Genomic DNA, 13893 nt, shown 5'->3' with positions numbered 1-13893 from the left:
AAACAAAAATGGCATGAAGCGCCAAAGATGGGCTGAATTTCCTCACTATTCTGAATCGAATGCTTAAAAAAAGTTCATCGCATTTCATGCCCATAACTTGGATCAACGACTAAGGATACGATAAGTGTACTCGGATCTTTAATGATACCTACTGAAACGGATACCTTCGGATCCTCCCCCTTCCAGCAGTCGCCCTGAATATCGCAGGTACTTGCTTTTTTATATCCATGCTCCTTAAGGTAAGAATTTATCTTATTTGCATCGGAAGTGCCTTTGAACTGTAAGTCGTAAGCCAGAGTGCCGGGGCCTGAGACGTTTGAGAAACCGAACTCGTAATCACCCGTAACTCGCGGCATATTTTTAAGCAGTTCGGGGGTATAAAATTCATATTCCCTGCGATTGTTTTCAGTATATCGGGCGCTTTCGGCAAAATTCATCTGAACGTATGGCCACGCATAAACAATCCCCGCAGTCAGTAGCACTAATACGATCAGCGTTATTTTATATCGAATTCTCATAGCATAGGTTTCCCGCCAAATTGCATGAAATTACCATCAGCCGTAGCGATACCGACATTACCTGATTTCCAGTCGCTGTAAGGTGTGATGGTCTTCATGAAGCTCGGTAAATGGCCCAAATAGGGTTTGGCATTGGGAAAACGCTCTGGATCTGGAAATAAGAGAGGATTAAAAGTTTGGTTCTTCCACGAACCAATTTCACCATAGTGATCCCAGCGTTTTAAGGCTTCTTCTTTGCTTACCGGTTGCAACAATGGGAATGGATTCATACATGCCATAACGCGATAGAACCCCAACAGATCAGACACAAGATCCTCTCCACTGAATCCACTATCTGTTATCAAGTTATTGGGAAATGAGCTTTGAAAATCTTCAAATCGCTTTGCTAGCGTCATCATCATTGCAAGAGCTATTGATTGCCTCTGGAAGTATGACCGCCCCTTACGGATACGCCACTTGATGAATTTGCCCAAGCGTAAACCTGTCTTACCGTCAGCCATAGACTGTGAGTATGTGACGTCATAAGAAGGGCCGCCAGATGATTCACCCGCATTTATTTTTTGCAATAGCCGGGTGATATCTCCACCCCTAGCATGTCCGAGGTCGATCCAGCCCAGAACTTCAGTATAAATCAATCCATTGCGCAACCCTGGAGCAAGTTTACCGTCCATAATATTAATGCGCTTACTCATCCTTGACCTCCTTCCATGTTAGCTGCGTCAGGTAATTTACCGGCAGCGGATTTCCGTGCTTTTACTCAGTTGCGACACGGTTCAGCATCATCATGTTGCTGACAGGTTATTTTATTGAAAGTAAAAGAATAAACAGAGGGTTTCAGGCGAAAAGTGAGAGGTTACCGAGGGTATTATCGTATCTGACATTGAATGAAAATGTTATCCGCCAGTCACCGTATACCCTGCCGAGGATGAATCCCGACAAGGTATACGCCGAATCGAATGCATAAAAAAAGGCCCTTTCGGGCCTTTTTTGTACTGTAAGGAAAAATTACAGCACGTCGACAGCGTTAAGCTCTTTGAAAGCCTGCTCTAAACGCACAACCATTGAAGCCTGTGCAGAGCGCAGCCATACGCGTGGGTCGTAGTATTTCTTGTTCGGGCTATCCACGCCATTTGGGTTACCCAACTGGCCTTGCAGATAGTCTTCGTTCTTTTTGTAATACTGCAGGATGCCGTCCCAGGTTGCCCATTGGGTATCGGTATCGATGTTCATCTTGATTACGCCGTAACCAATTGACTCTTCGATTTCTGCAGCAGAAGAACCTGAACCACCGTGGAACACGAAGTCCAGCGCGTTGTGCGGCAGGTTGTGTTTCTTGGTGACGTATTCCTGAGAATCACGCAGGATGGTCGGGGTCAGTTTCACGTTGCCTGGCTTGTACACGCCGTGCACGTTACCGAAGGAAGCCGCGATAGTGAAACGTGGGCTGATTTTGCTCAGCTCAGTGTACGCGTAATCAACGTCTTCTGGCTGGGTGTACAGCGCAGATGCGTCCATATGGCTGTTGTCCACGCCATCTTCTTCGCCACCGGTGCAACCCAGTTCGATTTCCAGCGTCATGTCGATTTTCGCCATGCGCGCCAGGTATTTAGAAGAGATCTCGATGTTCTCTTCCAGTGACTCTTCTGACAGGTCGATCATGTGCGAAGAGAACAGTGGCTTACCGGTTTTCTTGAAGTGCTCTTCACCGGCATCCAGCAGACCATCGATCCATGGCAGCAGTTTCTTAGCACAGTGGTCGGTGTGCAGAATCACTGGCACGCCGTACTGTTCAGCCATCAGATGCACATGGTGCGCACCGGCGATAGCGCCGAAGATTGCCGCGCCCTGTGGCTTGTCGGTTTTGAAACCTTTACCGGCGATGAAGGCAGCACCACCATTGGAGAACTGAACGATGACCGGCGCTTTAACTTTTGCCGCAGCTTCCAGTACCGCGTTGATGGAGTCCGTGCCGACGCAGTTAACTGCAGGCAGAGCGAATTTGTTTTCTTTCGCTACTTGGAAAACTTTCTGAACGTCATCACCAGTGACAACGCCGGGTTTTACGAAATCAAAAATTTTAGACATGGTTGTGTCCTGTTTCGTTACCGTTCATCCCACGAGGGGACGTCGATTTTTTGCCCAGGATGGGCAAGCCTTCAGACGGCGCCGAAGCGCCGCCCCCAAAAATTACTGCTTAGCGCGCTCTTCAAGCATCGCTACTGCTGGCAGTTTTTTGCCTTCCACGAACTCGAGGAATGCGCCACCGCCGGTAGAGATGTAGGAGATCTTGTCTTCGAGACCGAACAGGTCAATCGCTGCCAAGGTATCGCCGCCGCCCGCAACAGAGAACGCGTCGCTGTCTGCAATCGCGTTCGCCACGATTTCGGTGCCTTTGCGGAAGTTCGGGAATTCGAATACGCCAACTGGACCGTTCCACAGAATGGTTTTTGCTTCTTTCAGCAGTTTCGCCATTGCCTGTGCGGTTTCGTCACCGAAGTCCATAATCTCTTCGTTATCCGCCACTTCGGAAACCTTTTTCACGGTTGAAGGGGCAGTTTCAGAGAATTCCGTTCCTACGCGAGAGTCGGTTGGAACTGGGATGCCGTGCTCGTCACGCAGCTTTTTAGCCGCTTCAACGAAGTCTGGCTCGTACAGTGATTTACCGACCTTGTTGTCGATAGCCACGAAGGTGTTAGCGATGCCGCCGCCGACAATCACGGTATCCGCGATTTTCACCAGAGACTGCAGCACGTCGAATTTGGTAGAGACTTTAGAACCACCCACAACGGCGACCAGCGGACGCTCTGGGTTGCTCATCACTTTACCCAACGCTTCTAGCTCAGCAGACAGCAGCGGGCCAGCACAAGCGATCGGTGCGAATTTGCCTACACCGTGGGTCGAAGCCTGCGCGCGGTGCGCAGTACCGAAAGCATCCATCACGAAGACGTCGCACAGTGCGGCATATTTCTTCGACAGGGTCTCTTCGTCTTTCTTCTCGCCTTTGTTGAAGCGAACGTTTTCCAGCACCACCAGCTCACCTGCGCCAACTTCCACGCCGTCGAGGTAGTCTTTCGCCAGGGTAACGGTGGTGCCGTTCAGTTTGTCTTTCAGGTAGTTAACAACAGGCAGGAGGGAGAATTCTTCGTTGTATTCACCTTCGGTCGGGCGACCCAGGTGAGAGGTAACCATCACTTTCGCGCCCTGTTTCAACGCCGCTTCGATGGTAGGCAGAGAAGCACGGATACGTGCATCTGACGTCACTTTCCCTTCTTTCACTGGCACGTTGAGATCGGCACGGATCAGAACACGCTTACCAGCAAGATCCAGATCGGTCATTTTAATTACAGACATGGTGAACCCTCTCGTTGATTCTCATAAGTTTTGCCAGACGCAGTCCGCGTCTTACCTGAAACCGCTTGCGGCCATTGCTAACGTGGTGTCGATCATGCGGTTAGCAAAGCCCCATTCGTTGTCACACCAAACCAAGGTTTTGATCAGGTGGTGACCACTGACCCGCGTTTGTGTGCCGTCCACTATGGCACTGTGCGGATCATGGTTGAAATCTACTGAGACTAACGGTAATTCCGTATAGTCAACTATACCACGAAACGCCCCTTCTGACGCGTTTTGCAGCAAGGCATTGACCTCACAAGCCTTCACGGCTTCGCGTACTGAAACGCTCAAATCAATGGCTGTCACGTTGATCGTGGGAACACGGACAGCGATGGCTTCGAAGCGGTCGTTAAATTTCGGAAAAATACGGGTAATGCCCGCAGCAAGACGCGTATCCACCGGAATGATCGATTGGCTGGCGGCACGGGTACGACGCAGATCGCTATGATAGGCGTCAATCACCTGTTGGTCGTGCATCGCCGAATGAATCGTGGTCACGGTGCCTGACTCAATGCCGAAGGCGTCATCCAGCAACTTGATCACCGGAATAATGCAATTGGTGGTGCAGGATGCGTTGGAGACAATGCGGTCAGTTTGTTTAAGAGCTTGTTCGTTAACGCCGAACACCACGGTGGCATCCAGATCATTACCACCCGGATGCGAGAACAACACTTTCTTCGCGCCCGCCTGCAGATGCGCTTCGCCATCGGCGCGGCTGCCGTAAACCCCAGTACAATCCAGCACGATATCGACATTCAGTTCCTGCCACGGCAGTGCATCGATATCGGCCAGATGCAGAATGCGGATGGTGTCGTCGCCCACGAAAAGCTGATCGCGCTCCTGGCGCACATCCCAGGCAAATCGGCCATGGCTGGTGTCATACTTCAGCAAATGCGCCATGCCAGTGGCTTCAGCCAGCTCGTTGATCGCCACCACGGTAATTTCAGCGCGGCGGCCGGTTTCGTACAACGCACGCAACACATTGCGTCCGATACGGCCAAAACCATTAATTGCTATGCGAACGGTCATCTCACTTCCTGCAACAACAGCCCAAAAAAACGTGCCAAATACCTTGAGCGTTTCGCTGCGTTTTGTACAGGGAATTATTGCCCGCTTAACGTTGCAAAATGATGCCACTGAATTGCAACTGAAACGGTTCAGCTAGAATAAAGCATGCAAGGAATAACAGGAATGATTGCGATCAATTGCGCTGCTGATTATTGGATCTGCGTCACATAATTCGCATATAAAAATTATTACTGAAGGAATAATTGAACCGTTTCAGGTTTGAGGGCGGGAGCGAAAATAAAAAAAGGTGCGCTCAATGCGCACCTTCATTAACGAAAATCACCTGTAGGGCCGCCCTTTATAGCGGCCGCTGATTACAGAATAGATTTCGCGGTGTTCACCACGTTCTCAACGGTGAAGCCGAACTCTTTGAACAGCTGCTCTGCTGGAGCAGACTCACCGAAGGTGGTCATGCCAACGATAGCGCCGTTCAGGCCGGTGTATTTGAACCAGTAGTCTGCGATACCCGCTTCGATAGCCACACGTGCAGCAACCGCTTTCGGCAGTACAGATTCACGGTAAGCCGCGTCCTGCTTGTCGAAGGCATCGGTAGAAGGCATAGACACTACGCGCACTTTACGGCCTTCGCTGGTCAGCTTGTCGTAAGCGGCAACCGCCAGTTCGACTTCTGAACCGGTGGCGATCAGGATCAGCTCTGGCGTACCTTCGCTGTCTTTCAGCACATAACCACCGCGTGCCACGTTCGCCAGCTGCTCAGCGGTACGATCCTGCTGCGCCAGGTTCTGACGAGAGAACACCAGCACTGATGGGCCGTCAACACGCTCAATCGCGTATTTCCATGCCACAGCAGATTCAACCTGGTCACATGGACGCCACAGGCTCATGTTTGGCGTCACGCGCAGGCTTGCCATCTGCTCTACCGGCTGGTGCGTTGGACCATCTTCGCCCAGACCGATGGAGTCATGGGTGTAGACCATGATCTGACGAATCTTCATCAGTGCAGCCATACGCGCCGCGTTACGTGCGTATTCTACAAACATCAGGAAGGTCGCGGTGTACGGCAGGAAGCCACCGTGCAGTGCCAGGCCGTTAGCGATCGCGGTCATACCGAATTCGCGCACGCCGTAATGGATGTAGTTACCCGCTGCATCCTCGTTGATTGGCTTAGAACCAGACCACATGGTCAGGTTGCTTGGTGCCAGGTCAGCGGAGCCGCCCAGGTATTCCGGCAGGATTTTACCGAAGGCTTCAATCGCATTCTGAGACGCTTTACGGCTGGCGATTTTCGCCGGGTTAGCCTGCAGCTGCTCGATGAACTTCTGCGATTCGGTTTCCCAGTTCGCTGGCAGTTCATTGTTGGTGCGACGTTTGAACTCAGCAGCCAGTTCTGGGTGTGCTGCAGCATAAGCGGCAAACTTCTGATCCCATGCGGACTCTTTCGCCTGACCGGCTTCTTTCGCATCCCACTGCGCGTAGATGTCTGAAGGAATTTCAAACGGCGCGTGGTTCCAGCCCAGCTGTTTGCGGGTCAGTGCGATTTCGTCGTCGCCCAGCGGTGCGCCGTGTGAATCGTGCGTACCCGCTTTGTTTGGTGAACCGAAACCGATAATGGTTTTGCACATCAGCAGTGAAGGTTTGTCAGATACGGCTTTAGCTTCTTCAACCGCTTTTTTGATTGCGTCTGCATCGTGACCGTCTACGCCACGCACCACGTGCCAGCCGTAAGCTTCGAAGCGTGCTGCGGTGTCGTCGGTGAACCAGCCATCAACATGACCGTCGATAGAGATGCCGTTGTCATCATAGAAGGCAACCAGTTTACCCAGTTTCAGGGTACCGGCGATGGAGCACACTTCGTGTGAGATACCTTCCATCATGCAGCCGTCGCCCATGAACACGTAGGTGTTGTGGTCAACGATGTCATGGCCAGGACGGTTGAACTGTGCCGCCAGCGTACGCTCAGCAATCGCGAAGCCCACGGCGTTAGCGATCCCCTGGCCCAGTGGACCGGTGGTGGTTTCAACGCCAGCAGTGTAGCCGTATTCTGGGTGGCCTGGAGTTTTAGAGTGCAGCTGACGGAAGTTCTGCAGCTCGCTCATCGGCAGGTCATAACCGGTGAGGTGCAGCAGGCTATAAATCAGCATTGAGCCATGACCGTTAGACAGCACGAAGCGGTCACGATCTGCCCACAGCGGGTTAGTCGGATTGTGGTTCAGGAAATCACGCCACAGAACTTCAGCGATGTCGGCCATGCCCATAGGGGCACCCGGATGTCCCGATTTAGCTTTCTGTACTGCATCCATACTTAACGCGCGAATGGCGTTGGCAAGCTCTTTACGAGAGGGCATCTTCTACTCCAGGTCGGATTAATGCTCCGCCGCGCTTAACGTATTGTAATTAATCAGTTATCAGGCGAAGCGTGAAAAAAGTCGCACATCAATGTACATGAAAATCAGTGCAAAAGTACATGTATGCGAATGCTAAATAGCGGGGAAACGGTTGCAATTCGGGGCTTGTCTGCTAGCCAGCGAACAGGATGCGAGCTATAACCAAAGCGTTTAAACATCTGCGCATGTTTCAGGTGTTTGTTTTCTTTACCTTGTTATGCAAAGGACTTCGACATGAAAATCCGCGCCACATTTTTAGCTCTGGGAATCGCTTCGCTGCTGAGCGGCTGCGAAGGAATGGATAACAATGCGCTGCTGCAATCGGGTGCGCAGGCTTATCAGGCTTACACGTTGAATGATTCACAGGTCAAGCAACTGAGCGATCAGTCTTGTGCCCAGATGGACAAAGACAACCAGGTTGCGCCCGCCAACAGTGAATACCAGCAGCGCCTGAACAAGATCGCTGCCGCGCTGGGCGATAACATCAACGGCGTGCCGGCCAATTACAAGGTCTATCTGACCAAGGATGTGAATGCCTGGGCGATGGCGAATGGCTGCATCCGTGTTTACAGCGGCTTGATGGATATGATGACCGACAATGAAGTGGAAGGTGTGCTCGGCCATGAGATGGGCCACGTGGCGCTCGGCCATACGCGCAAAGCGATGCAGGTTGCGTATGCCACCACAGCGGCGCGCACGGCTGCGGCATCTGTGGGTGGTGTGATTGGGCAGCTTTCGCAGTCACAGCTGGGTGATTTGAGTGAGAAGCTGGTGAATGCCCAGTTCTCGCAGACGCAGGAATCCCAAGCGGATGACTACTCCTACGATCTGATGAAGAAACGCGGCATCAATCCGTTGGGCTTAGCCACCAGTTTCGAGAAACTGGCCAACATGCAGCAGGGCCAAACGAGTTCAATGTTTGACTCGCACCCTGATTCGGCAGCGCGCGCGCAGCATATTCGCGATCGCATTGCGGCAGACGCGAAATAACGGTTTGGATGTTGCAGGGGCGGCTTGCTGGCCGCCCCGATCCGTCATCGCTTGAACAAATCATCCACCATCGAACCCAGATCCAGCTGGTTGTTGTGCAGACTCTGTTCATCCAACTGACCCTGTGGCGACATCTTATCGATCAGCTGTGGCAGCAGCGCCGCCAGGGTGCCAGATGCACCGTTCACATCCGTGCCTAACTTATCCGCCAGCGATTGCAGCTCATCCTGCCCAAAAGCATTCTGAATCTCACCGCCCCCAACTTGCTGATTACCGCCCGTGCCGATCCAGGATCCCAACACTTCACCTAGCCCGCCTTGCTGAAACTTTTGCAGCAGCACTTCGATACCGCCCTGCTCCTGCACCCAGTTCCAGATCGCCTGTAACTGACCTAGCTGATTGCCCTGACCGTTGCCGTTCCCCAGCGAACCGACTAATTCATCCAGAAAGCCCATGTTGACCTCCGAAGATTGTGTAACTGTGATTAACGAAGCGATTAATGACCTACGCCCCAAAGTATAGCTACACCGAGCCGATAACAGTTTGTCACCATTCGATTGTCGAAACGTTGAGTTGAGAAGCGTGATAATGGCCCGCGTAATGCCGCACCGGCCATGTGAAAGTGGGCATGGTCTACAATGACTTTTTGATTACAGGCGCAGTCAGAGAGAGTCACAGGAGCATCACACACTATGCTGACCATTCTGATCATTATCGCCATTGTTATCGCCGTTGTGCTGCTTGGCGCGTATCTGGTGATACGGTCTGCCTCACAGGACATCAACGATGATTATTAGGAACCGGGGAAGTCGAGGGCAAAGGAACGCCCCATCAGTTTTGCACTCTGCTTTAGCATCCCACACATGCCCAATTCACTTCCCTGCCTGAATACCTGATTTGACGCGTAACGATGTGCTTTTTCGCGCATACCCGAGCCTGGCACCGCGCCAATCTGATACACCTCACAAATTCACCTGACTGTCATAAAAACTATCCCGCGCGTGTCGATAACGTTAAGTAATTGAACATTCATGGGGAACAAAAAAGCAAAAACGTGACGGTAGCGTGAAACACCATAGATTGAGTGTGACAAAGTCAGAAAGGGCAGAAAAAGAACATACCTTGCGTGCGTGGCTCTCAGAGAGCCCAGGAGCGTTGAATGCTGACAATACAGATTGTTACCGCTGTCGCGATTATGGCTGGTGCCGGACGCCATTTTTTACGTTCGACCATCAACGATGTAGATAACGATTATTAAGATGCCTCTGTTAATAAGGGGCAAGGCACACGCCCTGCCCTCTTTAAAGATTAACCTTTATTTGCAGCCTGAACGTGCAGCATATCTAGCGCAATCGTAGCCGCTGCCAATGAAGTCAGATCGGCATGGTCATAACCTGGTGCCACTTCAACCAGATCCATACCGACGATGTTCATCCCCTGCAAACCACGAATCAGCTTAGTGGCTTTGTCGCTGGTCAGGCCGCCAATCACTGGCGTTCCGGTGCCCGGCGCATGTGCTGGGTCCAGGCAGTCAATATCAAAGGTCAGATAGACCGGCAGGTCACCCACGGTACGCTTCACTTCAGCCAGGATATCATCCACGCTGCGATCGTTAACCTGTGCCGCATCCAACACGTTAAAACCCAGGCTCTTATCAAACTCGGTACGGATACCGATCTGCACTGAGTGGTTAGGGTCAATCAAACCTTCTTTAGGCGCGGTGAAGAACATGGTGCCGTGGTCAAAGGTTGGGCCGTTGGAGTAGGTATCGGTGTGGGCATCGAAGTGTACCAGCGCCATCTTGCCAAAGTGTTTGGCATGTGCGCGCAGCAGCGGCAGAGTGACATAGTGGTCGCCACCGAAGGTCAGCATACGTTTGCCGTTTGCCAGCAGCTTCTCAGCATGAGCCTGCAACTTGTCCGAGAGATCCTGTGAATCACCGAAGGCGTAAACCAGATCACCGCAATCCACTACGTTCAGACGCTGACGCAGATCGAAATCCCATGGCCAGCGGCAACCTTCCCAAGCGAGGTTGGTGGAGATTTGACGGATTGCACCCGGTCCTAAGCGGCTGCCAGGACGGCCTGACGTCGCGGCATCGAAAGGTACACCGGTGATCACCCACTCGGCATCGCTGTCATAGGGCTGAAAATTCACCGGAAAGCGCATGAAACCGAAGGCGTTAGAAACCAGGGAGTTATCGTACTGATTGCCCAGGGTGTTATACATAACTTGTCCTCTTTAGATCCGTGAGTCGGTAAGCCACTAAGTTTTACCCTAACTAATTCATGTTGCAGGAAGGCGGCAAACCCATGAAGCCCGATGAGCTTACTTTAGTAAGAGATTCGGGAGATTGAGCGCAGTCAACGCACATGCAGCATGAATTATGACGGGTATAGATAAAAAAAATCCCCTCCGCGTCGTTAGGCCCGACGAGGAAGGGATTTGTTGGGCGTAATTATTGCGGAGATTTTGGGGTTCTGCAATGGACGAGTTGATCGCTTACCTGCTTAAAATTGTTTGATAAATCGAACAACTCACCACGGGTCACTTCTTGTATCGAGCCATGCTGAAGCTTCCTTCAATGCTTAAGCGTTTCGCTTTTTTACGCTTTATCTTTCTAAAATTAACTGAGTTGTTCGCTTAAACAATGTGGGCAATAAAGCGTCTTGTAAGTGACCTAAAAAAATCATTGTTATTATGGTGTTACGGAAAAAACCTGTTACTGATCATATTAATAGCCCTTACATATCGTTAACAGATTATTGATAGAGCAAAACGTTTAGGAATATCCGGACATGCTCTGTAACGTTGTCGCGAAAATTTAGGGAAAATTCTTACAGACTTGCAGGGAATCGCTGTTCGTTCAGACCACAATAATTTCAATTAGAAACCATCTGAATGTACACACTGGCACCACTTCTTTCTCGTATTAGCTGGATCTACCAACCTGCTTCTTACGTGTAACTCGCTGAGACTTTCAGCACCCTCGTCTGAAACACCCTCCTCTCCCCTATGACATCCGTAGTGCCCCAGCGCATTGGTTGCTGTTAAGCCAAGGGCGGTAGCATTAAAAAAAATCCTCCTTAAAATTACGAGTTTCATAAATGGCCAGAAGTGGATTTGAAGTCCAGCAAGCTGCCGTAAAGGCGCTGTTCCTCCGTGAAATACGAACACGATTTGGTAAATATCGGCTGGGTTATTTTTGGGCGATACTGGAACCGGCTGCGCATTTATTGATATTGCTAACCATTTTTGGATATGTGATGCACCGAACAATGCCAGACATATCATTCCCAGTATTTTTAATTAATGGGATTGTACCATATTTTCTATTTAGCAATATTAGTAAACGCTCGATTAGCGCCATAGAATCGAACCAAGGTCTATTTAATTACCGGCCTATAAAACCAATAGACACGATTATTGCACGAGTTGCTTTAGAGTCAGTTATATACGCAGCTGTTTATATACTACTCATGATTACACTAACGCTCTCAGGAGAAAATGTCATAGTAACAAATTTACTTCAATTAATATTCGCATGGTTACTTTTGATAATTTTTTCTGGAAGCGTAGGCATAATATTCATGGTTGCAGGAAAAACAATACCAGAGACTCAGCGATTCCTCCCTATCATTTTAAAACCTCTCTATTTTATTTCATGCATAATGTTTCCATTACACTCAATCCCTAAAGAATACTGGTCATTCTTTCTTTGGAACCCAATAGTACATGCTGTTGAACTAAGTCGAGAGGCTGTAGTTACAGGATATGTAAGTGATGGTGTAAGCTTGCAATATTTGTTCATATGTACGCTGGCCACTTTATTTTTATCTTTATCTTTGTATCAAAATCGTGAAAAAGAGATGTTGAGATCATGATAAAAATTGAAGACTTAACTAAATCTTATAAAACCCCAAATGGAAGGCATTTTGTATTTAAAAACTTGAACATTGAAATACCTTCAGATAAAAGCATTGCATTGATAGGCCGTAATGGCGCAGGAAAATCAACGTTATTACGCATGATTGGAGGGATTGACATTCCTGATAAGGGAAAAATTTCAACTCAAAAATCCATATCTTGGCCTGTAGGGCTTTCTGGCGGTTTTCAGGGCAGTCTTACTGGGCGTGAGAACGTAAAGTTTGTTGCACGATTATATTCGAAAAATGATGAATTAAAGCACAAAGTAGATTTTGTAGAAAATTTTGCAGAGCTTGGCAAGTATTTTGACATGCCGATTAAAACATATTCATCTGGAATGAAATCAAGATTAGGTTTTGGTCTAAGCATGGCATTTAATTTTGATTATTATTTGGTAGATGAGGTAACTGCAGTAGGGGACGCAAACTTCAAAAAAAAATGTTCTGAATTATTCAAATCCCGTCATTTAGAATCAAATTTCATCATGGTTTCTCATAGTCTTAAATCATTGAAAGAATTTTGCGATGCTTCAATTTATATAGGCCGCGAAAATGAAGTCACTTATTATAATAAAATTGATGATGCTATAGATAACTATCTTAAAGATGAAATGATCAATAGCCCCGCAGATTACTCTTCAATAAAACAACGCTGAGGTAAAAATGAGTTTCAATAAAAAATCATTATCAGCATTATTATTTTTATGTGTTGGTAGTGTAAACGCAGAACAAGCATGTTTTCTAAAAGAAGATGTATCGGGGAATGTGCGGCTAAACAGACAATGCACTTACAATACAAGCATTTTGATCACCCAAAGTGATACTACTCTTGATTGCAATGGAGCAACAATAAATGCTAATGGCTTTAAAGATGGTATTACAGTTAGTTCCAATGGAAAGAAAACAAGCAATATCTTGATTAAAAATTGCAAAATAGATTCAGCTCAAGATTCGGCAATAAGAGTATCATGGCTTGGTCCTGACACTAAAAAAACTAATCAACCTGACAGATATTTACGAACACCTCATAATATATCTATTGAAAATGTAGTTGTAACTAACTCGGGTAAAAATGGAATTTACTTAGATGATTTCACGTCGAACATAACTGTTAAAGACTCTCTAATTTCAGGCTCTGGTGCAACCGGAATATATATTGAACATGACTCAATTCGAAACCTGATAATCAACAACACCTTTACAAAAAATGGATTTTTAAATGGAAAACCCAGGAGAGAAGCAATTGCCATCGACTCTTCTCAGAAAAACACGATAGCTTTTAATACATTCATAAGAAATGGGCTGGGTGGAGTATTTTTATACAAAAACTGTAGTGAAAGAATTCATTCAGGAAATCAAGAAATTAGGAAAATGCATTCAGATTTCAATCGCATACAAAACAACGTATTCAAAGATGAAAAAGTTGGAGTCTGGCTAGCATCAAGAAAAAACAAAAATTTGGAACATATGGATTGTGGAGATAGTTCAGTTGATGGTTTAGGCAGGTTCTTCCCAGACTACGCTGACAACAATAACGTTAGCAACAATAAATTCATTTCAGTCGAGAGGCCTATCATTGACAATGGAATTAATAATCTAATAACTAAAAACACCAACCATTAACTTCCATAAATTCTCAAAAAAAAAAATCAA

12 protein-coding genes and 1 pseudogene are annotated in these 13893 nt (G+C 48.3%); 5 read left to right on the top strand and 8 right to left on the bottom strand.

Features of this window, described 5'->3' with window-relative positions; translation table 11 throughout:
* Nucleotides 1-74: 74 nt before the first annotated feature.
* Both F3J38_RS23895 and F3J38_RS23890 read right to left on the bottom strand, forming a co-directional pair.
* Entirely contained in the window at nt 75-518 is a 444-nt protein-coding gene (locus F3J38_RS23895) for a hypothetical protein (protein WP_167142938.1), read from the bottom strand.
* Entirely contained in the window at nt 515-1210 is a 696-nt protein-coding gene (locus F3J38_RS23890; protein WP_167142935.1) for a hypothetical protein, read from the bottom strand. Before F3J38_RS23890 ends, F3J38_RS23895 begins: the two co-directional genes overlap by 4 nt.
* 43 nt (nt 1211-1253) lie before the next feature.
* Here F3J38_RS23890 and F3J38_RS28200 point away from each other — a divergent pair.
* Nucleotides 1254-1482: pseudogene (locus F3J38_RS28200) on the top strand (IS4 family transposase); the annotation flags it as partial.
* Nucleotides 1483-1523: 41 nt separating this feature from the next.
* On the opposite strand, the gene fbaA reads toward F3J38_RS28200, so the two are convergent.
* From fbaA to tkt, 4 genes are all read right to left on the bottom strand, one after another.
* Complete coding sequence (gene fbaA, locus F3J38_RS23885) at nt 1524-2603, bottom strand: class II fructose-bisphosphate aldolase (RefSeq protein ID WP_034823221.1); 1080 nt, start codon at nt 2601-2603, stop codon at nt 1524-1526.
* Between the two features lie 102 nt (nt 2604-2705).
* Nucleotides 2706-3869: a phosphoglycerate kinase gene (pgk, locus tag F3J38_RS23880; protein WP_038644972.1), complete on the bottom strand. Its 1164-nt coding sequence runs from the start codon at nt 3867-3869 to the stop codon at nt 2706-2708.
* Between the two features lie 51 nt (nt 3870-3920).
* Nucleotides 3921-4940 (bottom strand): erythrose-4-phosphate dehydrogenase, encoded by a 1020-nt coding sequence (epd, locus tag F3J38_RS23875; protein ID WP_034823224.1) that lies wholly within the window; start codon nt 4938-4940, stop codon nt 3921-3923.
* A 353-nt stretch (nt 4941-5293) separates the two neighbouring features.
* Nucleotides 5294-7285 (bottom strand): transketolase, encoded by a 1992-nt coding sequence (gene tkt, locus F3J38_RS23870; RefSeq protein ID WP_167142932.1) that lies wholly within the window; start codon nt 7283-7285, stop codon nt 5294-5296.
* A 273-nt stretch (nt 7286-7558) separates the two neighbouring features.
* Between tkt and loiP the strand changes: the two genes are divergently transcribed.
* Complete coding sequence (gene loiP / locus F3J38_RS23865) at nt 7559-8314, top strand: metalloprotease LoiP (RefSeq protein WP_167142929.1); 756 nt, start codon at nt 7559-7561, stop codon at nt 8312-8314.
* 44 nt (nt 8315-8358) lie between these two features.
* On the opposite strand, the gene F3J38_RS23860 is transcribed toward loiP, so the two are convergent.
* Both F3J38_RS23860 and speB read right to left on the bottom strand, forming a co-directional pair.
* Nucleotides 8359-8769, bottom strand: a complete 411-nt coding sequence (locus F3J38_RS23860) for a YidB family protein (RefSeq protein ID WP_167142926.1) — start codon at nt 8767-8769, stop codon at nt 8359-8361.
* A gap of 853 nt (nt 8770-9622) precedes the next feature.
* Nucleotides 9623-10543, bottom strand: coding sequence for an agmatinase (speB, locus tag F3J38_RS23855; RefSeq protein ID WP_084936591.1), 921 nt, complete (start codon nt 10541-10543; stop codon nt 9623-9625).
* An 878-nt stretch (nt 10544-11421) separates the two neighbouring features.
* Here speB and F3J38_RS23850 point away from each other — a divergent pair.
* From F3J38_RS23850 to F3J38_RS23840, 3 genes are read left to right on the top strand one after another with little or no spacing between them, the layout of a single operon-like run.
* Nucleotides 11422-12198: an ABC transporter permease gene (locus F3J38_RS23850; RefSeq protein ID WP_167142923.1), complete on the top strand. Its 777-nt coding sequence runs from the start codon at nt 11422-11424 to the stop codon at nt 12196-12198.
* Nucleotides 12195-12896 (top strand): ABC transporter ATP-binding protein, encoded by a 702-nt coding sequence (locus F3J38_RS23845; protein WP_167142920.1) that lies wholly within the window; start codon nt 12195-12197, stop codon nt 12894-12896. Before F3J38_RS23850 ends, F3J38_RS23845 begins: the two co-directional genes overlap by 4 nt.
* Nucleotides 12897-12903: 7 nt before the next feature.
* The gene (locus F3J38_RS23840) at nt 12904-13863 is read left to right on the top strand and encodes a right-handed parallel beta-helix repeat-containing protein (RefSeq protein ID WP_167142917.1); all 960 of its coding nucleotides are present in this window, start codon (nt 12904-12906) and stop codon (nt 13861-13863) included.
* Nucleotides 13864-13893: the final 30 nt, after the last annotated feature.

Source organism: Candidatus Pantoea formicae, assembly GCF_011752625.1.
GTDB classification, from domain to species: domain Bacteria; phylum Pseudomonadota; class Gammaproteobacteria; order Enterobacterales; family Enterobacteriaceae; genus Pantoea; species Pantoea formicae.
This window is presented reverse-complemented; position numbering and strand designations above follow the sequence as displayed.